Source organism: Arenibacter troitsensis, assembly GCF_900177645.1.
GTDB classification, from domain to species: domain Bacteria; phylum Bacteroidota; class Bacteroidia; order Flavobacteriales; family Flavobacteriaceae; genus Arenibacter; species Arenibacter troitsensis.
This window is the reverse complement of the sequence record NZ_FXAO01000001.1, coordinates 231,665-254,580: the sequence shown is the minus strand read 5'-3', so window position 1 is coordinate 254,580 and position 22,916 is coordinate 231,665. Positions and strand designations below refer to the sequence as shown.

Below are 22,916 nucleotides of genomic sequence, written 5' to 3'. Positions count from 1 at the left end.
TTTTGATTGATTTTTTGATTGATATTCCCCTTAATTTTCTTCCCCTTCTTCACCGTCCTCTTCCGTACCTTTCTTGATAGGTTCGGTCTTATTCCAAACCTTCACCCTATCCTCTTCGGTAATACCTGAAACTATTTCCACATTTACCCCATCCGAAATCCCAATCTCTACATCCTTTCTTTCAAACTTTTGCTCCTCAAGCGTACCTACGGCAACTTCAACAAAAGGTTTATCCGTTATTTTGTCAAATTGCAATAGGGCCTCTGGTATCACCATAACACTATCTTTCTTTTCCAGCACCAAGGAGGCATTGGCACTATATCCGGCACGGATCAAAAAATCGTCCTCCACAGTAACATCGCCCTCTATCTTAAACTGTACAGCTCCGGATTCCTCCACGCCCTTAGGGGCAATAAACCTAAGCTTGGCATCAAACTTTTTGTCGTTAATAGCGCCCAAACTAATTTCTAGGGGCATTCCCAATTCCAATTTTCCTACCTCGCCTTCGTCTACTTTCCCTTCGAAAATCATGATGCTCAAATCGGCTATGGTCGCTATTGTGGTACCATCATTAAAATTGTTACTCTGAATTACCTGATCTCCTTCCTTAACGGGAATCTCAAGTACGGTCCCAGAAACAGTGGCCCGTATGTTAGTATTGGCAGTGGCACTGCCACCAGCCGACCCATCACGGATAATCTGGTAATCCGATCTTGCATTGTCCAACTCCAATTTTGCCTGATCATATCGCAACTGTTGTGTATTAAAATCTTGGGAAGAGATAACTCCCTTATCAAATATGGCTTTGTTACGGTCATATTCAACCTTGGTATTGTTCAATGCTATTTCTGCATTCTTAACCCGACCTCTTGCCTGGTTCAAGGATTGTTCATTGGGAACCACCTTAATTTTTGCAATTAGATCGCCGGCATTTACCTTGGCCCCCTCTTTCAAAAAGATTTCATCTATAATTCCTGAAATCTGAGGTTTTATCTCCACCTCATCCTCAGGCACTACCTTTCCAGTTGCCACAGATTTCTTTTGAATATTGGCTATAAATGGATTTTTTGTCTCGTAGGTAATGGCCGATTTGCTATTGGACTTTATAAAAAAAGCGGCTGCCCAAAGTGCGCCCAGCACCAAAATCCCAATTAGCACATATTTTACAATCTTGTTCATTTTACTTGTTATTTATTAGTATTGGTTTGTTTTATTCTTCTCTTAATGCATCTATAGGTTTTATACTTACGGCACGTTGGGCGGGTATCAACCCAATCAAAGTACCTAGAATTACCATTATGGCCAAAGCTCCCAAAACATAGGGAATGGGTACGGTTGGATTGGAATAGGGAAAATCCATACCCTTGGTCAACTTATTGATCAGGCTCAGCACCCCGGCTCCTAGAATTATTCCCATAATGCCGGCCAACATGGTCAAAAACACCGATTCTAGGATAATAAGCGACCTCACTTCCTTGGGCGTGGCACCTAGGGCACGCCTAACTCCCAATTCTTTGGTTCTTTCCTTGACCGAGATCAACAAAATATTCCCGATCCCTATAACTCCCGCTAAAATAGTGGCAATTCCAACTACCAAGGACATAAAGGTCAGCCCCTTGGCAAAGCCGACAATTCTATTGAATATTTCCCCTAGGTTAAAAGAACCAATAGCCCGTTCATCCTTGGGATTCACATTGTGAATACTTTTAAGAACCGCCTTCACATTTTCCTCCACTTGTACAACATCGGCATCATCATAGGCTGCAATGGCAAACCAACCCACATTTTCACCGGTATTGTATAATTTTTTAAAGGTGGTAAAGGGTATATAAATATCGGAATCACTTTCAAATCCTCCTCCCGGCGTATACTTGTGCACTCCTACCACCTGAAAAAAAACATTGTCTATTCTAATATATCCTCCTATAGGGTTCTCTTCACTTTCAAACAACTCCTTTTGGGTGCGTTCTCCAATAACACATACCTTTCTGGCGCCCTCTATATCCTCATCATTTATAAATCTACCTCCGTCATAAATTTTCTTGGTAGCTATTTTTGTGGAAATGGGATAATCGCCATATACTGCATAGTTCCCGGACTTACCGTTTCTGATGGTCTGGGCCGGACTACCTCCAAAAATGCCCTTTACATTTCTTGGGGCAATATATTGAATCTCGGGAATCCTATTTTTCAACAGTACCCCATCATTTAATTTCAGTTGTAGCTGTCTTCCTGTTTTAAACCCTTTATAGGGCATGCTGGTACTCTGTGCCCATGTAAACATACTGTTCATGGCCACATTTTGAAACTGCTTTTCAAACCCATTGTCCAGGCCTTTAGCAGCTCCAGACAATACGATATAAATCAAAATGCCCCATAAAACCCCAATGACGGTAATAATGGTCCTAGTCCTATTCTTACCAATAGAACCAAAAATCTCCTGCCATGTATTGCTGTCAAATAAAAATCGCATATTATTCGTCTCTTAAGGCTTCAATTGGCTTTATTTCCGCTGCCCGTTTGGCCGGAATATATCCTGCAATGGCACCAAACAGTATCAATACCAAAGTTGCGCTGATCGCCATTGTAATATCTATATAGGGATTGGTTATGAAGTAGTCCTTCAATTTTTCTCCCATTGAATTCAAAATAAAAACCCCCAAAAGCATTCCAAAAAATCCCGAAATGGTAGTAATAAAAACCGATTCCAATAAGATGGAACCTATGACCGACTTGGGAGTAGCCCCTAGGGCTTTCCTAATACCAAGTTCTTTTGTACGTTCCTTGACCACAAAAACCATAATATTGCTGATCCCTATTATCCCGGCTATTATGGTACCAAAGGCCACAAAGGCCACTATAATCTGCAAGACCCTTGCAAATTGCTGGTTTTGCTTAAGTTGATCCGCGATATTCCTGATGAATATTCCGTTCTGGTCGTCCGGACTTATATATTTCTTTTCCTTAAAAAACCGATTAAGACTCAGATCAAGTGCCATGGCCCCGGCGTAACCGATCTCTGGTTTAAAGGCCACAATTATTTGGTCTACCTTATCATTATTTTTCTCAATGAGCTGTCTGGTTGTATAGGGCATATAGATCAATCGTTCCTCATTATCCCCTCCATCATCCTGAAATACCCCAATGACCATAAACGCACTCCCTGCCACATCTATGTATTCGCCAAGGGAATTTTTATTTCCAAATAGATCGTTTTCTACCAGCCTACCTATGACAACATATTTCGTCTTATTCTTAATATCTTCCTCATTAATAAAACGTCCCTTCATCATAATGGTCTTTTCGGCATATTGATGTGCCGGACCAACCGCCCTTGTAGTGTAGTTATTGGATTCATTCTTGTATTTGACCAAACCTCCCCGGGAAATTCTTGGAGTGGTATATTCAACGAACATAGAGAAATTCTTATTGATGTCTACCAAATCACTATTGTCAAACTCAATACGCCTATTGGATTTATAGCCTTTATACGGTATGGTTGTCCTCCCTGGAAAAACGTATAGCACATTGGTGGCATCATCCCCAAAGAACTCGTTGAAGGTGTTCACCAGGCCATTGCCCATTCCAAATAGAACAACGAAAATGAGAATGCCCAAGGCCACGGTAAACCCAGAAAGAAAGGTTCTGAGCTTGTTCTTGTGAATGGTTTCAAATATTTCCTTCCAATTATCCCTACTAAACATACTGGGAGGCCCTAACCTGGGTTATTTTTTTATCTTCCACAATAACCCCATCCTTTAAATGTACAATTCTCTTGCACATGTCCGCAATATCAGGCTCATGCGTAACTATTAGTATAGTGTTGCCGGCATCGTTTATTTTTTGAATGAGGTCCATGACCTCATAGGACGTTGTACTGTCCAAGGCACCGGTAGGCTCATCTGCCAACAATACTTTGGGTTCGGCCGCCATGGCCCGTGCAATGGCCACCCTTTGCTTTTGACCACCGGACAATTCACTGGGCAAATGATCTGCCCATTCCCGTAAACCAACTTGTTCCAAGTATTTCAAAGCTTTTTCCTGTCTTTCCTTTCTGCCTACTTTTTGGTAATACAGGGGAAGTGCCACATTTTCCATGGCGCTTTTATAATTGATCAAATTAAAGGACTGGAAGACAAAACCCAAAAACTTGTTCCTGTATTGTGCGGCTTTGGTCTCATTTAAATCCTTAATAGGCACCCCGTCCAAGGTGTAGGATCCCTCATCCAGAACATCCAACATACCAAGTATATTAAGTAGGGTGGACTTTCCGGAACCAGAAGATCCCATAATGGCTACAAGCTCCCCATCCTCCACAGAAAAATTAATGCCTTTTAACACATGCAGGGAATTGCTTCCCATTTTATAGGATTTATGAAGATCTTTAATTTCTATCATGATGTATTGAATTAGGTGAGCATATATGAAAATACGAATATAAGACCTACTATCACTAGAGTCGTTACAATAGTGCGTGTTAAAGCTTTGTTAAAAAAAGCCTAGGCCCCAACCGTTGCAGGTTTTATTTCGTTCCATACTTTTATTTCATCGTCTGGTTTTATTCCCTGTAGAATTTGGATATAGATTCCATCACTTACCCCCAATTGAATTTCCCTACGTTCAAATTTCTGACTTCCCGTAGCAATTTCCACAAAGGGTTTTTTGGTATCCGGATCAAACTGTATCAAGGCTTCCTTCACCGCCAACACACTATCTGCCTTGGCTAATATAATGGAAGCATTGGCGCTAAGCCCTGCCCTTATAAACACGGAATCGCGCTTTTTCAAGGTACCTTTGATCTCGAATTGTATGGCCCCATTTTCCACTTTCCCCTTGGGTGCTATATAATCCAGGACAGCATCGAACACGGTATTTTCTATGGCCCCCACGGTAATTTCCAGAGGTAGATTTTCCTTAATTTTACCTACCTCCGATTCGTCTACCTTGCCTTCAAAAATCATCTTATCCACATCAGCAATGGCTGCAATGGTAGTACCTTCATTAAAATTATTGGATTCTATGACCTGATTACCAACTTCCACCGGAACTTCCAGCACCATTCCGCTCACCGTTGCGCGTATCAGGGTATTTGCCTCGTTCCCATAACCTTTGGTTGTTCCGGTCTTAACGATATCGAAGCGTTTGTTGGCCGCAACATAGGATTGCTTGGCCTGGTCATAGGCAACTTCTGCCTTTTCCAGATCCACTCTGGAAATTACCCCTTTATCGAACAAGGTTCTTTGCCTTTCCAAGTTGCGCTTTTGGTCATCCAAGGAAATCTTGGCCTCTTCTATGGTATTCTTGGCTTCGTTTAAAGAAGATAGGTTGGGTACTACCTTTATCTTGGCTATAAGATCTCCTGATTGAACATAATCGCCCCCTTCTACAAAAACCTCCTCTATAACGCCTGAAATATTTGGTTTGATCAACACCTCTTCCAAAGGCAGTATACTGCCCGTAGCCACAGTTTTCTTAATGATGGTCTGTGTGGAAGGCTTTTCTGTTGCATAGACCACAGGATCTTCCGCATTCTTTTTATACAGGTAATACAAGGCCCCGGCACAACTAAAAACGATAAATATTAAAATTATAACGGTAATCGACTTTTTCATGTTTTTGATGATTTTGATTGATTGATTGATTGATTCCTACTTATGTTGTTATTCCTAGTTAAAAATCTTACAGCTTGTCACAATGATACGGCTACTCCATCCTCAGCGCCTCTATTGGTTTAATTTTTATAGCACTTTGTGCAGGTATAAAACCTGCCAACAGCCCCGATACCACCAAAATAATCAAGGCCACCAGTACCACCCCCAAACTCACACTGGGATTAATGAACATTTCAATTGGTCCGTTGCTTGCCAGAAAATAATTAATAAGGTAAATGACAAAGGCCCCGAAACTAATTCCGGCCATCCCGGATATGATGGTCAAAAAAATAGACTCCATAATAATTTGAAGCTTAATGGACCACGGGTTTTCTCCCAAAGCACGTCGTATCCCAATTTCCTTGGTCCGTTCCTTGACCACTATCAACATAATATTGCTCACCCCAATTACACCGGATAACAATACCAGTACACCAACAAAATAGGCTATCCAACGCATTGCCTTAAACAGTCCCAACACTCTGTTGAACTCCTCAAATAAATCAAAATGCCCAACAGCACGCAGATCTTGGGGATGAATTTTTTGGTTTTCCCGTACTACCGTAAATATTTGTTCTTTTAATTGGGTAATTGAAGAGTCATCATTGGCGGTAATGGCCATCCAACCAACTTTATCGGCCTGGTTAAAAGCCTGGGAAAAGGAAGTAAAGGGTATAAAAATTTCCTTTTGGATCTCCTCGGCATTGCCGTCATTGGAATTCTTCCTATAAGTTCCAACAACCATAAAATTCACTCCTTGAATCTTAATATAGGTACCTATAGCCTCTTCCCCCACATCATATAAACTGGCACGCACCCCTTCTCCAATTACCGCCACTTTTCTTTTTCCATCAATATCCAATTGATTTATAAATCTGCCGGAAGTGATGCTCATGGGATCTTGATTAATAATATCCGGATAATCCCCATAGACATTAAATGCCCCCGTTTTTATTCCCCGGACCACATTATTGGTTCCGTTAAAACCTCCCAATTGATTTCTTGGGGACACAAACCTTAGATCCGGGACTTTTTGCCTTATGGCATCTACGTCCCCCAATTTAAAAGTAAAACGCCTCCCTTTTGGCAAGCCTTTGTAGGCCATTGAGGTGCCTTGGGTCCACATGAACATAGTATTGGTTGCAATATCACCAAAATTGGACCGTATTCCGTTCTCCAATCCCTTCCCTGCCGCCAAGAGAACAATCAAAATCAATATTCCCCAAAAAACCCCAAATGCGGTTAGAATGGTCCTGAACCAGTTACTGGTCAGCACTTCCAGAATTTCCTTCCATCGGTCCTTATTGAACATATCTATTGGTTATTTACAAACAATGGTCCTATTCATCCCTCAAAGCTTCAATGGGTCTAATAGTAGCAGCCCGCCAAGCTGGAAAAAAGCCCGCTAAGGCCCCGGCTATTATCAACAAACAAACCGTACTAAGGGCCACCTTAAAATTAATGGAAGGATTAAGGACATAATCTATCTGAAGGTTTGGACCCACAAACTCCAACAACCCCATGCTAAATATTAGTCCGGCCAAACCCGCAACGCTGGTAACAAAGATTGCCTCGTGCAATATCATGCCCACAATGGCCCTTGGCCGTGCGCCCAAAGCCTTCCTTACCCCTATCTCCCGGGTTCTTTCCTTTACTATAATCATCATAATGTTGCTAACGCCTACCACCCCTGCCACAATAGTACATATACCAACGAACCAGAAGAAAAATTTAATCCCTCCCGTTAAATTTTGAAATCGCTTTACCGCTTCCAACGTATTAAAAGTATTAACGGCACTAGGGTCTGTTGGCGCCACCATATGGGCTTCCTTGAGATAGGTTTTGATATCTTCGGTCAATTTCACGGACTTTGCTACCGTTTCATCCAAACTTGCGGAAGGTTTTAAGGTATAGAACAGCATATTTAGGTTATCGGTTCCATTAAAAACACGCTGAGCGGTACTTATAGGGATAAACAACCTATCCTCTTCCCTATCGCCGCCCTTATCCCCATAAACCCCAATGATCTGAAAATTAATCCCTGAAAGCTTCAAAAACGCACCAATGGGATTTTCTTCCCCTTTAAGCAGTTCCCGTTTAATTTTATTACTGATCACCACCACCTTGGCAACGTTTTCCTCGTCCCCGTAATTTAAATACCGCCCCTGGGAAATGAATTGATTTTCAATATTCTGAAACAATGGGGATACTCCCTGTACGGAATAGGAGCCGGATTCCGTATTATAATCTACGGTTACATTTCTTACCCTAAAGAATGGGGATCTATTTTCAAGGTCTTCGCCAAATTTAGAATTGATGGCCTGGTAATTATTATTTCTCAACTGTATGGGCCTGCCTGGATTTAGGCCCATATATTCCTGCGTGGTAACCTGTGTCCACACCCCTATCCTATTGCTGGCATCCGCTTCAAATTCTTTGGCAATACCATTTTGCATGCCCTGACCAAATGCCAATAAAACCACCAAAATAAATATGCCCGAAGCAACGGAAACGCCGGTAAGAATGGTACGGAGTTTATTTTTCCGTATAGCATCAAAAATTTCCTGCCATCTCTCAATATCAAACATAGGCCCAATAGTGTTTATTGAATAAGACCTTTGTGAAATGAAATTGTTACAGGTGTAACTCTAAATAAATGTTAAAATTGAACCTGTTTTAAGATTTCATCTTGCGGTAGATAAAGAAAAATAAACCGGCCACCAACAGATAAGGAACGGCCATAAGATAAACAATGCCATTGTTGATGCCTTTTGCAGCAGCCTCACTCCCTTCACTTTCCAACACAGCCCTACACATGGCGCATTGGGCTTCGGCCAATTCCGGAACCAATAAAAACACCAAAGTTAAAAGCAATACGGTATATCGTACTTTTATGGTATTTCTTGAATACAATGTCGACCTTTTAGTGTACATAGTAGGGAGATATCATTAAATAGACCACAACCCCGGTAATGGCCACATACAGCCATAAGGGAAAGGTAATTTTTGCAAGTTTCCTGTGCGCATCATAATTCTTAAGGTATGCCTTTGCATAGGTGCGCAATACCAATGGTATAATTACAATGGAAAGAATGATATGGGTTATCAAAATAAAGAAGTAGAGATACCTAACAATCCCCTCTCCGCCAAAGGAGGTAGAATCCGAGGTCATGTGATAGGCCACATACATCACCAGAAATGCCAGGGAAAGAACAATACAACCAGTCATTAATTTCCGGTGCAACTCCAACTTCCCGCTCTTAACGGCAAGAACGGCAAGAACCAATAAAACGGCTGTTAAACCATTTATGGAAGCATATATAGGTGGTAAAAAACCAAGAGGCTCCACATTGGGTAATTTAACCCCAAATAGCAATGCCACTACAAGCGGTATGACAATGGACACCAGGTTTATAATTTTATTGATTTTTTTTTCCTTTAAAGCAATAGTATCCATTATTCTTCCAATAGTTTTTTAATGTCCTCTTTTAGAATTGATATTTGTTCTAGCTCCCCATGATCATTCTCACCATCCTGTTCGGTTATAGTCCCCCTATAATACACAATTGGATTCCCAAACTTATCCACCCGGGAACGTATAAAACCGTTTTTATCTACCAATGCAAATAGACCCGAATGTTCAAACCCGCCTTCTGCCTCTGGAACTTCAGCGGCAAAAATACTAAATCCGGTATTGGCCAAGGTATAAATGTCGTTCATATTCCCCGTCAACAAATGCCAGTCCATGTTTGTTATGCCATAATCCTGAGCGTATTCCTTCAATACCGATGGCGTATCATATTCTGGGTTTATGGTAAACGAAGCCACTCCAAAATTTTCAAAATTCTTAAATTCGTTTTGAATCTGAACCAAATTTTTGTTCATGATGGGACAAATTGTGGGGCAAGTAGTAAAAAAGAATTCCACTAGATAGACCTTGCCCTTATAATCGTCATTGGTAATCAATAGACTGTCTTGATCTATAAAAGCAAAGGGCGGTACCTTACGTCTCTCACCGTTCATTTCAACATATGCCAGCTTATCATTGGCATCCTTCAGGTTTAACCTATCATTTTGTGTAATGGAACCCCCTTTAACCCGATCCACAATTTTTGGGACAAAAATGATTCCAAAAACTAGAATTACCAGTGAAACCCAAACATATGTATAATTATTCTTTTGCATTATTTTGGCCTATCTGCATTGTTCTTTTTAAGGGCCATTCGATATTCGGCCAGTATTATTTTTATATCATCCTCCATCTTATTGTTTAAATCGGCCACCGAAGAAGTGTCAAAACCATATTTGACACCCTCATCCTCATCATCGTCCCTACCCCTAAGCACCCTGTTCTTATCCACGATAAACACATAGGGAGTACTCAAGTTCCCATCCAAGCTAAGGTTCGTCTTTAAACTCCTAAAAATTCGATTAATATCATCCTCATCCCCGTAAACGAAATTCCATTTACCAATATCTGCCAGCTGCTCCAACTCCTTTTTCAATGCTTCCACACCCTGCTCCGTACCTTTGGGCATTACCATAACAAATTGAAAATCGTTAAACTCGTTAAAGCGCTTGTATATCTTCTGGTTTAAATTAAAGGCGTTTCCTTTTTTGTTATCCACGTCCTTCCCTAAAAATCCCAATACGGTAATTTTACCTTCCAAGGCAATGTCGTTGGTAGCAAAATCAATTTCAGAGACATTCTCCGTCAAAGTTGCCAATTTGCCAAAGTTGGTAATCCCTGAGGCAAAAAATAGATATATCACTATTGGCAGTATAAATAAGGTGACAAGTACTAATGTTTTCTTCATCTAATAGCTATTAGTTTCCAACATTACAGTTTTTACGAAAAAAACATTCCTTCGCTGTAAAATCGGTGCAAACCGAATAAGTACAAAAATAAAAAAGACGGTTGTTATACCGTCTTTTTAAGCTGTTAATTATTCGTTAGAAATTCCACTTAACGAAGCCATCGCTATACACGTGGTATATATAATCCGCTTCAAAGAGAAGAATAAAAATAAGATAGGCAACAAGGAATATAGGGGTCCATACAATAGCTCTTCTTAAAGAACTCTTTTCATCCCTAAGGTGCATAAAATCCCAAGCAATATAATACGCCTTAACCAAGGTTAGTATGATAAATATCCAATTCAAAATTTTCATCCCAAGGAAGTAGGAATGAGTTAAGGCCGCAGGTTTTAAAATCCCCAATGCCACTTCAACTATGGTGACCAAAGTAAGGAATATAAGTACCCCCCATATTTTTTGGGTATTGGACTTAAACTTCAACAGACCTCTAAATATTTCGAGTTTATGTTCGTGTGCCATTTCTAATGCTATTTTTAATGCTATTTTTAAAGTATTCTTTTAATTGTAAATGTTATTTTTCCAGAAGCTATACCAAGTAGAAGAAGGTAAACACAAATACCCATACCAAATCCACAAAGTGCCAGTACAACCCTACTTTTTCCACCATTTCATAATGTCCCCTGCGCTCATAAGTACCAAGAATAACATTAAAAAAGATAATACAGTTGATTACTACACCGGAAAACACGTGAAAACCGTGAAAACCTGTGATAAAGAAAAAGAAATCGGCAAACAACCTACTGCCGTACTCATTCCGTATCAAATTGGCACCTTCCACAACCAATGCAGCATCGTTCAATTTCTTCAAAGTTTCATCCCGAGACAAAACTGTCTTATGGCCATCCTCGTTAATGGTCTCTGTACGAATTAAAACATTGGGATTCGATTTCACCCCTTCAACTACCTCATTCAAGGAGTAGCTGGGCAACGCATCGCCTTTGTAGTACCAAATTCCGTTCTTCCTTTCGTGATCGACCCTTTCTTCGTCCAAAGTCGCTGCAAAATCCCTTAATGCCAAGCGATCACCTGAATCGGCACTAACAAATTGCAAAACCCTACCGCCTTTGGTTTCCAAAGCTCCAAAATCGCCCTTTATAAAAGTGGCCCATTCCCAAGCCTGTGAACCTACGAATATAGCACCCCCAATAATGGTAAGAAACATAAACCAGATGACTTTTGTCTTTTGTAATTTATGTCCGGCATCAACGGCCAACACCATAGTTACCGAAGACATGATCAAGACAAAGGTCATAAAAGCTACGTAGTACATTGGGTAATTCCCATGAAAAAAAGGAACGTGGGTAAACACCTCATCGGCAATTGGCCAAGTTTCTATGAACTTAAATCTTGAAAAACCGTAAGCGGCAAGAAAGCCAGAAAATGTTAAAGCATCGGAGACAATAAAGAACCACATCATCAACTTTCCGTAACTTGCACCTAGAGGTTGATTTCCTCCACCCCAAACGTTTTCTTCTGTACCCGTAGTAACCGTAGAATCCATATAAAAATTATAGCGTTAATAAAATTTTCACAAATTTACATTTTTTTCGGCTAAACAAAATTTTTGCCTTTTAAAAATGGCAAAAAAAACCCATTCTAAATAAGCTCACCTAGAATACCTTCTAATTACCAAAGAATTAACCCTTTTTTAGTTCACGAAATACATAAAAAGTATTAAATAAACCCAAAGAATATCCAAAAAATGCCAAAACGTGGCTCCCAATTCCAAACCGAGCATTTCCTTGGAGGAATACTTATTTCGCAAGTGGTTGGCAATAACCACCAAAAGCGAAATAATCCCGGCAACGACATGAACAATGTGCACGGCAGCTATTAGGAAAACATAGGACATTTTAATATTGCTCGTAGGCCCGGTAAAATAGTAACCGTTGGCTACCATCTGTGAGAATCCGTTGAATTGCAATATTATAAAGGCAATTCCCAGACCCAGGGTCAACAACAACCAGTTGGTACATTGTTTTATCCTATCTTGTTTAATGGCTTTCTTCGCCATAATATAAGTTATACTGCTTATAATTATAACTAGGGTACTCCCCAAAAATGATGATGGCAAGGCCAGATCCTTGATCCAATCCTCACGTGAACTACTTACTATATAGGCGCTGGTCCAACCCGCAAATCCCATTAGCAAGCTCACAATCCCGAACCAGAGCATCATCTTCTTAGCCCTTGCGTTTTTTTCCTTTCCCGTACCCTGCGTTAAGTCCATCCTTATTAAATAAATTTATCCATTACATATACCACTTGCATCAGCGTTATATAACTTACACTGGCCAGCATTAACTTCCTAGCGGATGCATTGTCCCTTTTTTCATATAATCGAAAAGCAAAGAACAACATTACCGTACCCATTAAAAAAACGATAACAGCCGCCACAATTGACAATTGAAGCCTTCCCGTAAAACCAAATACCGGAATTATAGATATAATCATCATCCAAATGGTATACATTATGATCTGTAAAGCGGTGCCCTTATCCTTTTTACCTGTCGGAAGCATTTTAAAACCACCCTTCTTATAATCTTCATCCAACATCCAACCTAGAGCCCAAAAATGTGGAAACTGCCAAAAGAACTGAATCATAAACAAAGTCCCCGGCTCTATTCCAAAATGATCGGTAGCGGCCACCCATCCCAACATGAAGGGAATAGCTCCTGGAAATGCCCCTACAAAGACAGCCAACGGGGTTTTAGTCTTTAAGGGGGTATAGACACTTGTGTACAAGAAAATGGAGATGGCACCAAACATGGCCGTCTTTGGATTGAGAAAATACAAGGCTACGATTCCCAAAATGGTCATGAGAACAGCAATGGCCATAGCCGTATTCACTGACATCCTACCTGACGGGATTGGCCTGTTCCTGGTACGGCTCATCAGGGCATCCAGATCTTTTTCTATAATTTGATTATAGGCGTTGGAAGCCCCTACCATACAATAGCCCCCAAAGGCCAAAAGTAGCACCGAAGTAAAACTGATTTCAACGGCACCCAGAAAATACCCTGCTATGGAAGAGAAGACCACACTAACAGCAAGCCTTGCTTTGGTAATTTCTTTAAAGTCAGCAAAATATAACGCTAAAGAGGTATTCTTCACTGAACCGACCGCCGTTTTCATTTACATTTTTTAAATGGACCGCAAAGATACACCGCATAAGATATTTTTGCAACCAATTAAACATGTTTATATAAATTAACTAAATAGGAGAGGCAGAACGCTAAACGAATCTAGTAAACATCCTAACTTCCATGGACCAAGGCGCGCTCACATCATTATGGAACAAAAAAAATCCCGAGCGTTGGCTCGGGATTTTGAATATATTATAAGTTTCAACTATTGCAGTTTGAAAGTAATTGGAATACTAAACGGTACACGAACTGGTCTCCCCCTTTGTTTTCCTGGAGTCATTTTTGGCAACTTACTGATAATCCTTGCAGCTTCTTCCTCCAAGTTCTTATCCGGACCTCTCATTCTTACGTTTCCAATACTACCGTCTTTTTGGATAACAAACATTACGTTTACCCTACCTTGAACTCCCATTTCCTGGGCAATTTCTGGATAGCGGAAGTTTTTTCCAATATGCTTCTGCATCATGGAGTTGAAACAATCCCTCATTTTGTTTTTTGGTTCATTTTCACAACCAGGAAAAATAGGAACATCCTCGATAACAGCGAAAGGTACATCCACATCCTCCTCTACTTCCTCCACCTCAACATCGGCCACTTCTATTACTTCCTCCTCTTGGCTAGTTTCTGTAGACTCTATTACCGTCTCTTCTACTTCCTCCTCATCCTCAACAACCTCAATGATCTCAGGTGCTGCTGGTGGCGGTGGTGGCGGTGGTGTTTTGATTTGCTCGGTCATTGGAACTTCTTCGTCCAAAGTATCCTCCACATTCATGGTGTAATCAAAATTATTATCGTCGTCATAGGTCTTCCACTCAAAAGCTATATACGTCAATGCCATAACCAAAACAAGACCAATAACGAAATAAAGCCCGCTATTCCTTGTTAAATCTGCTTTCGGATTCTTTTTAAGTTGCATAATTCTTAATTTTTAATGTTCGCTAATTTATATATTTATTTTATCTGTTTAAAACTTTTTGTTAAAAAAAATACAAATAAATTCAAACAGGTCATTGGGCTCCAAAGTATCCTATTATATGTAACTAAAGGCCCTGAACGCAACTAAGTGGAAGAATCTCAATCTCCAAATATCCATTCCATTAAGAACCAGCAGGTTGCACCCTTTTTCTTAGAACACACCCCAAATTACTCAAAAAAATACTATTTCATCCACTTTAAAGAAGTTTTTCCCGAGAAAATATATTTTACCGAAAAACTTCCGAACAATGCCCCCAAACTATTTGCCAAAACATCCAGCAAATCGGGCTCCCTATCTTTTGTGGCCACACCCTGAAGCACCTCAATAATTATACCATAAATAACTGCGTATAAAACTATTTTCACAATCGCCTTCTTCAAAGGGGTATTTCTTCGGTCCATTTCCCTAAAGGCAAAACAGCCTAAAGCCGTAAATACGAAATAAAAAGTTAAATGTACCAGCTTGTCAAAATGTGGAATATCAATGGACGGCACACTCTCTTCCTCAAAAGAAAATAAGCTGAGCGTTGTTATGAACACCACCCAGCTTATAAACAAGATTGTAAAAAAATATTTTTTAAGCACCTACAAGTTCTTTGTACTCCGTATCGTTAAGTAAGCCATCTACTTCGGAAGAATCGCTAATTTTTACTTTAATGATCCAACCATCACCATAAGGATCGGTATTTACCTTTTCCGGCTCATCTTCAAGCGATTCATTAAAAGCTATAATTTCCCCGCTTAAGGGAAGAAAAAGATCGGAAACCGTCTTTACGGCCTCAACCGTTCCAAAAACCTCATCCTTATCCAAGGTTTCGTCCAAGGTCTCCACTTCCACATAAACAATATCCCCTAGTTCCCCTTGGGCAAAATCAGTAATCCCGACTATAGCGGTATCGCCTTCTATTCTGACCCATTCATGGTCTTTTGTGTACTTTAAATCTGAAGGTATATTCATTATCTAAATTTGTTAAGGCAACAAATGTAAAAGAATATCTTTTGTTAATCAAAAAACTCATTTAAACTTTTTGGTCCACTTGGAAATTAAATTCATTAACCAACACCCCTACTTGTTTAAACTAGTTCCCAAAATTATACCTCAATGTAAATCCTGTATTTATAGATGTTTGGGGAAAAGCAGTGGATACTGCAAATTTGGAAAAGGAATGATCGTAGAAAAACAGTGCGTTCAAATTCTTGCTCAAGGCATAATCGGCCACAAATTTTATGGACATTAAATTTTGTCCGGAAGTAATTTGATTGTTATCTATGTCCAAGTTTCTTATAATGGTGATATTATCCCTAAGGGTAACGTCTGCCTTAAGATTCAAATCCCCTTTTAAGCGTTGCTGCTCACCACCTATATTGGTTACAAATTTTACATCCTTAAAACGATACCCAAGTCCTACGGTATATTCCTTGCCATTGATCTCTGTCATTAAACTATTATCAAAACTTAAGGACAATGCCCTATCCGTTCTAATCTCGGCAAGTATACTAAGGGAGTTCTGCATTTCAAAATCCACTCTCACCAATGGGTTAAACTGATCCGTAAGCACCACATTGTTCATAATGTTGACCGGTAAAAAATCCTGGTTTTCAGAGTTTATCGGCTCCATACCCTCATTGAGCAACTGAGTACGCGTTAAATTGGTCTGAAACGAATTTATACTGTACGCCGCCCTATAGCCGTGACTAAGGGAAAAACGTTTAAATTTCTTCTTAAACCAAGGGTTGCGCATTAATCCGGTATATTTAATGTTCCAATTGGGAATGGGAATACTTCTAAAAGCATCCAAACTCACCTTATTAGGGTCCTTACCTGTATAAGCGGCAAAAAAAGCAGGCAAAAGAACATCTTGGCTCGTCTTACCATATCTCTCCGGAAAACCATCTTCATCCACCTCACCGGTGTCATGGTTTCTTTGGGTAACAATCCTATTGGCTATTGTAATCCTATTGTCCTTAAAGGTTTGAAAACTCTCCGAACTAAATTCATCACTCTTATTAAAAACAGTACCGATCATTAAGGTGGAAATACTAAAATTACCGTAGTTGTTTCCTAGAAGGTTCACATATTCAAATGTGTCATTGCCCAAATCCTCTACGTTAAAAGTCTCTTGGTAACTTTCGGACATTTGTCTATCGGCCACAAGATCTATTGTTAAATCCCTAGTAGGTTGCGCCGTTGCCGTTATATTTAACTGTTTGTTGGTATTCTGAATGTATTGTTGGTTAAATTCAGGGAAGGTGGTCAGCCATCCGTTTCTGGCCGCCTCGTACCTCACATCAGCCTGACTACCAAAAACAAATCCTATGGTTGGCTTTGCAGTACCAATAAAGCCTACAGACCTGGTATAACCTGGTAAAACCTTACCATTGTTCTGACTGTAGGTTACGTTGACACGTTTTACCATGGTAAGTACATCTATAAATGCATTGTAGCCAGACCCGCCTGCCTTTTTATCGTTTTTGGCATTTTCATTGGATGCCGGGTTGCCGGCCTTATCCAAACGAGTGGGCTTTGCAACTGCGCCTTTGGTATCCTTCCTACCTAAACCAAGGAAATCATAGAACTTTTGCATGGTCAAGGATGCCGTTAAATTATGAGTACTGGCATTCTGAACCGTATTTATATCCTCTCCGGCCACTTCGTTCAATGCATCCCCTCCCCTTTGCCAGTCAAAATTACTGGTATAGGTATATTGGGCACTTATAAAATCGAAAGCAGGAATTTTGTTCAGGGGCAATTCATAATTCAATTGCATTTCCTGGGAATGCCTGTTGGGCTCCCCAAGATCGAAAAATCCGTCCCACAAACCCAAAGCCTGATCAATTTCCGAATCCGGATTACCATCTTCCGAAAAATAATTCCTTACAATATTGTTGTTGGAAGCGGTAAGGTTTAACCGCAAGGATTTTGTTAGACTATAGTTGATGGCATATTGCCAATTGAAAAGATAATTCCTTTGCTGTAGAAATGGCAGTTCCAACTTTTCTACCCCAGGTTCAAAAACATCCCTAAACTTTTGTTGATTAAAGGATCTGTTAATATTGGATTGCAACGAAACACTGGCAGGCAGCACATTTAGATTCAATTCTTTTAGCCACTTCCAATATTTCCCGGTAAACAGGGAATCCTTCTTGGCAAATGGTTCTATTGGTAGAGGTTTAAAATTATGGTTATAAACAAAACCGGTTACCACATTCTGATCCCTTAGCTCATCGATCTCAAAATCCCTATGGTTAACTTCGTTATAGGAATAATTAAAGGTGAAGTTCTCAATGTCATAAAAATTGGCCTCCGCCTCTTCGCCCCTATCCTTTCTTACCCCAATAAAATTTATACTGGTCCTTTTGGTATAATCTTCAGCCTGCTGTCTTATTGCCTCGGCATCTTCTGGTGTTTCGGCAGCCGCAATACGATCTTCCAATTTTAGATCGTCATAGACAGGGTCAAATTCTGGGGTAATCAACTGCTCCGAAATTCCATAATTAAAAGGCAACTGCAGACCCCACTTTTTTGGAAACAATTGACCAATATTCACATTGGTGACCACGTCATAGGAAATGGCATCTTCACGTGCCCGTTCATTAGGCATCTGATCTATAGCCCCGAAGCCCGAAGTACTTTTGCTACCAGTAGCGGACACATTGGCAAAATCTGCCATGTTCATATCCATAGCAGCTATAGCGGCCCATCCCCCGTTATTATCCAATCCCGATAGGCGCAATTCATTAAACCATACCTCTCCCCTAGCCGGAAGGTTGTCATCGTTCTTAACACCTACCATCATACTCCTAATAGCTCCCAAGGAAGGATTTCCACGAATACCAATTCGCACTTTACCTAATGTTCGTGGATCAAATTCATTTACCTGTACGACCTCACCATTGTCTATTTCATAATAATTAATGGTGCTAAGGGTTTGGGCAGCTATTCCGGCAGATTTCACCTTGGACAGGTCATCCAAAGAAAGGTCCAGTTCATTTACATCGGGCCATATCTCACTTTCGGAACTTGCGCCGTGAGGCGTTAGCTGTAAGGGCAATTCTATTTGATAATAATTTTGGGTAAAATCCGAACCTATCCTAATAAACCCAACCAAGGGCGTCTCATCATCGGCATAATCCGAATCTACAATTTCTTCGGCGTGCATAAACATCTTTAAGCGTTTATATTGCCTTACATCGATATCCAAATTTTTGAAGACTCCCCTGGAATCCTGAGGTTCCAAGTTCTCCACTACAAATGACAATGATTGTTCATTCTGCCTTATAATGGTATTGTTGTTGTTCAGCCTTTCACGTTGTACACCAGGAGGCAAAACATAAGGTATTGGGGTTCGGGCAGCATTTTCCTCTATGTTCACGGCATTAACATCCACCAAGGTACCATCATCGGTAGGATCCCCATCTACATCTGGTTGCAAAGATTTGGCATATGTACGCCAATCCCCGCGCACTAGGTCCAAGGTGGCAAAACGCAATACCACATTACTTGAAAACCCTGTTAGGTACATCCGCATAAAGCTTATGGACCTAAAATCGCTTATACCGCCAACCGCATCCGTAAAATCGGACAAAGGTATCTTGTACTGTATCCATCGTTCGTTCAAGGTATTGCCGTTGGGCAAAGACCTGGTAACCCCTTCCTTAATATCCGTTACATACTTATCATTAACAGTAGTCCCTGGTTTAATATTAATACGGTATTCGTAATAACTATTAACCGTATTCATGGTTCCGTCCCTGTCTATATCCTCTACATCGGGCAAAGTTGTGGACCCCCTATCGGAATTGCTCAATTGTACCGGAGAGTTCCCATCGGGGTTATTGTAATTAAGATATCTTTCCAAAATACTACCTTCCCTGTTCAAAAAGTACTCGTAATTATCCAATGCCGGATCTTCCGCCGGACCATTATAGGTAATTCCGCCCTCAAAGGTATAAGTAGCCTCCTCTGCATCCGTTAGACCATCAAAACCAATATCCTGTAAACCTCTGTTATTCTCATCAGCATCAAAGGCATATATCAAAGATTGGGTTGCAGGAACCTTTCCCCAATTCGTTTTATAGGTAAGGTCATTGGACACGGGGTCTACAGGCAAACCATTTTCATACTGCTTCCTTCCATCGGGCAAAATATCCTCGGAAATATTCCCTAGGTTGATCACCAAATCCCCTGCACTTGTTGCTATACCATCCACATAAGGATCCAATACCCAAAACTGAACGTATTCCACGTTGGACTGCTCAAAGTTGGTACTGCTCAACGATCTCATTATCCCCGCCCATTTATCCTGGGGCTGTTCCGTAGTAAAATTTGGATTTGCATTGTAGGGACCTTTCATATCGGGGTAATAGGCAATGTCCAAAGTATTTTGGGCCAAAGTCTGTCCTTGGGCAACATCCTGATTAAAAACATCCTGAATATAGATTCTTCTGGTCTCGTTTGTGGAAATATCATCATCGTTCAACGCAGTAGGTCGCTGATTGGAATAAAAAATAGGATCCACGGTATACCAGGCCATTTTTGCCCTACCAAATCCAGACTCTACACTATTGACCGTGTTCGTAAATTCCACGGGTGGACTCGCCATGGACCAACCAAGAAACGAACGGATATCTATAAGTGATTGAGCTCCTTCAAAATCGTCCAAATAGGTTGTGGTTTCCCCTTCAAAATCCGCATTCTTGGGAGAGCTTGGACTTAAGAAGGCAACTTCCCCACGAACAGACAAGTTGGAAGGGACGTCCGTATCTATATTTGGCAATTTATTGACCAATCTGGTCAAAAATGGCACCTCAGTGGAAAAATTACTATTGAGGCCAAATATTGTATTGTTTACAGGCTCTATTCCATAATTGGATTTCTGTGTCAAGGGTTTTTCATTCAAATTGAGCAAAGTACCTCCAAGCACAAAATTTTTGTTGAATTGATGCTCCACATTTACACCGGTAAAACGTCTGGTCTGCTGTCCAAAAACCGCATTGTTCTCCACAGAAATATTGATGGGCGTATTGGAAGCCTCCAAGCTTGGGTCCAAAATCTGCACCGTTCCCGACTGATAATTTACAGTGTAATCTATACCTTCCTGCAACTGCCTACCACCGGCAGTAACCCTTACGGATCCCTGCGGAACATTGAATGCCCCAATAGGTATCCCATTCGTTCCCTGTGATTTATAGGTACCTTTTAGAATAAACCTATTCTTATCCGCGTCCTGTTGGGCGGCCGCCGTTGGAAGCGAGTACATATTCCTAAAGACGTACTTCTGTTGATTGGCATTATAACCTTGATCATTGTCCACGTCATAGGTACCACCACCCAAAAGGTTAAATAAATACTCCCCAAAAGGTTCAACTTTTGTAAATATAATGCTCCCCGTTTGAGAGTTTATGGTAATGCCTTCCACATAATCGAAAAAACCATCCCCTCCACTTTGCAGATCATTATACGCATTTAGCCTATCCAAATTAAAGACATCCAACAATATCCTATCCTCCAACGGTTTAGGGGAAGATGGCCATCCAGAACCAACACCTGATTCTACCGGGGTAATATAATTTCTGGGAGTGGTTTCCGCATATAAAATGTTCAACTTAAAATCTTCCTGACTCAATTGGTAAGCGCCAGTCGCATATATATTCTTCATCATCAGATCCCATATAGGATCTACAACATTGGTAATATTACTTTTTAACAATTTAAGGATCAGGGTATTGTTGTTTACCGGTATTTCTGCCCCTGCAGATACCGTAGTGGCATCCACACCTCCATTGGCAAACTCCCCCACTTGATAGACCTCCCCGTTGTAAGTATATTGAAAGGCGACCCCCAAAACTTCATCATTGCTCAACCTTTGGTTTAGGGATATGTATCCCAATTGGGAATTAAAGGTAAAGTCCCTTCCCTGCTCCAATTTTCTGGCATTCTCCAAAATAGCATAATCAAACCCCTGATTCACAGTGTACCCAGGCACATTAAAACCCGATTGAACAGTGGCTATATCGCGAATATTGGTTGTTAGAGCTCCTCCAGACCCAATTTGGAGAGGATCAAAATCATTGGCACCGTTCCTCGGCAAATTCCCGGCAGCGGAACTATTAAAGAATCCAGCCGGATCTCCATTGTTCTGCCCTATCCTTGTCTTTTCTGGCTGTACTTCCCCCAAATCCTGGATCGCAACAACGTTCCTAATATTCACAGTTTGCTGGCTCCTATTGGTAATCCATACTTCCAACCTTGTAATCTGGACCTGGCTCCTTATATAAGGATAATTAACAAGCGCAGCATCATAATTATCCCTAAAATAATGGGCCAAGAAAAAGTGTTTATCGGCATCGTAATCCTGGGCCCTTAGCTCAAAGTCGTTCACCGTACCTCCTCCTTGTGCCACTACAGTATTGCTCTGGGATCTTTGTTCCGAAAATACGGCCGTAACCCTGGTCTTCCCAAATTGCAGTTCGGTCTTTACCCCAAAAAGGCTCTGTGCCCCCGTTATCAAGGAGCTATTAAGAGGCATACTAACATTACCAACTTCGATCTTCTGAAGTATATCGTCTTCAGATGGTGTGTAGTCCAACTTGACCAAATTTTGAAAATCAAAGGTAGCCTCGGTATCATAATTGGCAGTTACCTGCAGGCGCTCCCCAATTTTTCCCAACATACTTAGGCTTATCCGTTGGTCAAAATCAAAGGAAAGGTTGGTCCGGTTACGCGGGGAAAGGGATGGATTGTCGTTTTTTTGCCATATAACCCCAAGATCCATCGCCACCGATCCTTGTGGAATCACTTCAATGGTATTACCTCCAAAGACACTTTCAAAAAAGCTGTTATTTACATAGAAATTGGGAAGTAAATTTTTACGGGCCGCATCACTACCCTCCTTTTTGCCAGAAAAAGCATCGATTTTTTCCTTAAAATAGGACTTCATACCCTCGCGGCGTACAAGCTCCAAATATTGGTCCGGGGTAAGGATAACGGGATAGTTGATATCAAAATCCCCAACACTTACCGTGTAGATATATCGGTCCAGATTAGGGTCATACGTATATTTTGAAACTATGCTGTCCGGGTTTTCCATTTTCAGTTTCCCCAGAGCAACACCAGTTTTTAGTGAATCCACTTCCTGCTCAATTGCATCTTCCCCTTCTACCTCCTGGGCAAGGGAAGTACCCATGGTGCCCAAGAAAATAAATAGTAGGATAGTAAGCTTAAATGATGATTTAAGATAAAATTTTGCCCCTTTTTTCAAACTTG

The 22,916-nt window shown here is 40.7% G+C and carries 19 protein-coding genes; all 19 read right to left on the bottom strand.

What is annotated here, in order from left to right; translation table 11 throughout:
* Positions 1 to 30: 30 nt before the first annotated feature.
* Complete coding sequence (locus B9Y87_RS01000) at positions 31 to 1,179, bottom strand: efflux RND transporter periplasmic adaptor subunit (protein WP_085495330.1); 1,149 nt, start codon at positions 1,177 to 1,179, stop codon at positions 31 to 33.
* Between the two features lie 31 nt (positions 1,180 to 1,210).
* The gene (locus B9Y87_RS00995) at positions 1,211 to 2,473 is read right to left on the bottom strand and encodes an ABC transporter permease (RefSeq protein ID WP_085495329.1); all 1,263 of its coding nucleotides are present in this window, start codon (positions 2,471 to 2,473) and stop codon (positions 1,211 to 1,213) included.
* Between the two features lies 1 nt (position 2,474).
* A complete protein-coding gene (locus B9Y87_RS00990) occupies positions 2,475 to 3,704 on the bottom strand; it encodes an ABC transporter permease (protein WP_085495327.1) in 1,230 nt (409 codons plus the stop codon).
* Positions 3,697 to 4,398, bottom strand: coding sequence for an ABC transporter ATP-binding protein (locus B9Y87_RS00985; RefSeq protein ID WP_085495324.1), 702 nt, complete (start codon positions 4,396 to 4,398; stop codon positions 3,697 to 3,699). Before B9Y87_RS00985 ends, B9Y87_RS00990 begins: the two co-directional genes overlap by 8 nt.
* Before the next feature lie 101 nt (positions 4,399 to 4,499).
* On the bottom strand, positions 4,500 to 5,612 hold the full coding sequence (locus B9Y87_RS00980) for an efflux RND transporter periplasmic adaptor subunit (RefSeq protein WP_085495322.1): 1,113 nt from the start codon (positions 5,610 to 5,612) through the stop codon (positions 4,500 to 4,502).
* A gap of 91 nt (positions 5,613 to 5,703) precedes the next feature.
* Entirely contained in the window at positions 5,704 to 6,963 is a 1,260-nt protein-coding gene (locus B9Y87_RS00975; protein WP_085495320.1) for an ABC transporter permease, read from the bottom strand.
* A 28-nt stretch (positions 6,964 to 6,991) separates the two neighbouring features.
* A complete protein-coding gene (locus B9Y87_RS00970) occupies positions 6,992 to 8,239 on the bottom strand; it encodes an ABC transporter permease (RefSeq protein WP_085495317.1) in 1,248 nt (415 codons plus the stop codon).
* Positions 8,240 to 8,327: 88 nt separating this feature from the next.
* Entirely contained in the window at positions 8,328 to 8,564 is a 237-nt protein-coding gene (locus tag B9Y87_RS00965) for a hypothetical protein (RefSeq protein WP_245802556.1), read from the bottom strand.
* A 10-nt stretch (positions 8,565 to 8,574) separates the two neighbouring features.
* Complete coding sequence (locus B9Y87_RS00960; protein ID WP_085495314.1) at positions 8,575 to 9,108, bottom strand: DUF420 domain-containing protein; 534 nt, start codon at positions 9,106 to 9,108, stop codon at positions 8,575 to 8,577.
* Entirely contained in the window at positions 9,108 to 9,836 is a 729-nt protein-coding gene (locus tag B9Y87_RS00955; RefSeq protein ID WP_085495312.1) for an SCO family protein, read from the bottom strand. Before B9Y87_RS00955 ends, B9Y87_RS00960 begins: the two co-directional genes overlap by 1 nt.
* Positions 9,836 to 10,468 carry a hypothetical protein gene (locus tag B9Y87_RS00950; RefSeq protein ID WP_085495310.1) on the bottom strand — a complete coding sequence of 211 codons (633 nt, stop codon included), beginning with the start codon at positions 10,466 to 10,468 and terminating at the stop codon, positions 9,836 to 9,838. Before B9Y87_RS00950 ends, B9Y87_RS00955 begins: the two co-directional genes overlap by 1 nt.
* Positions 10,469 to 10,604: 136 nt before the next feature.
* Complete coding sequence (locus tag B9Y87_RS00945) at positions 10,605 to 10,988, bottom strand: cytochrome C oxidase subunit IV family protein (protein ID WP_085495309.1); 384 nt, start codon at positions 10,986 to 10,988, stop codon at positions 10,605 to 10,607.
* Positions 10,989 to 11,055: 67 nt separating this feature from the next.
* Complete coding sequence (locus B9Y87_RS00940) at positions 11,056 to 12,030, bottom strand: cytochrome c oxidase subunit 3 (RefSeq protein WP_085495307.1); 975 nt, start codon at positions 12,028 to 12,030, stop codon at positions 11,056 to 11,058.
* 147 nt (positions 12,031 to 12,177) lie between these two features.
* Positions 12,178 to 12,759: a cytochrome c oxidase subunit 3 gene (locus tag B9Y87_RS00935; RefSeq protein ID WP_085495305.1), complete on the bottom strand. Its 582-nt coding sequence runs from the start codon at positions 12,757 to 12,759 to the stop codon at positions 12,178 to 12,180.
* Positions 12,760 to 12,764: 5 nt separating this feature from the next.
* Complete coding sequence (gene cyoE, locus B9Y87_RS00930; RefSeq protein WP_085495304.1) at positions 12,765 to 13,664, bottom strand: heme o synthase; 900 nt, start codon at positions 13,662 to 13,664, stop codon at positions 12,765 to 12,767.
* Positions 13,665 to 13,880: 216 nt separating this feature from the next.
* Positions 13,881 to 14,591: an energy transducer TonB gene (locus tag B9Y87_RS00925; protein ID WP_072862816.1), complete on the bottom strand. Its 711-nt coding sequence runs from the start codon at positions 14,589 to 14,591 to the stop codon at positions 13,881 to 13,883.
* A gap of 242 nt (positions 14,592 to 14,833) precedes the next feature.
* Positions 14,834 to 15,190 carry a VanZ family protein gene (locus B9Y87_RS00920; protein ID WP_176225570.1) on the bottom strand — a complete coding sequence of 119 codons (357 nt, stop codon included), beginning with the start codon at positions 15,188 to 15,190 and terminating at the stop codon, positions 14,834 to 14,836.
* Positions 15,191 to 15,227: 37 nt separating this feature from the next.
* The gene (gcvH, locus tag B9Y87_RS00915) at positions 15,228 to 15,608 is read right to left on the bottom strand and encodes a glycine cleavage system protein GcvH (RefSeq protein ID WP_085495299.1); all 381 of its coding nucleotides are present in this window, start codon (positions 15,606 to 15,608) and stop codon (positions 15,228 to 15,230) included.
* A 121-nt stretch (positions 15,609 to 15,729) separates the two neighbouring features.
* Positions 15,730 to 22,911 (bottom strand): T9SS outer membrane translocon Sov/SprA, encoded by a 7,182-nt coding sequence (gene sov, locus B9Y87_RS00910; protein ID WP_085495296.1) that lies wholly within the window; start codon positions 22,909 to 22,911, stop codon positions 15,730 to 15,732.
* Between the last annotated feature and the right edge of the window lie 5 nt (positions 22,912 to 22,916).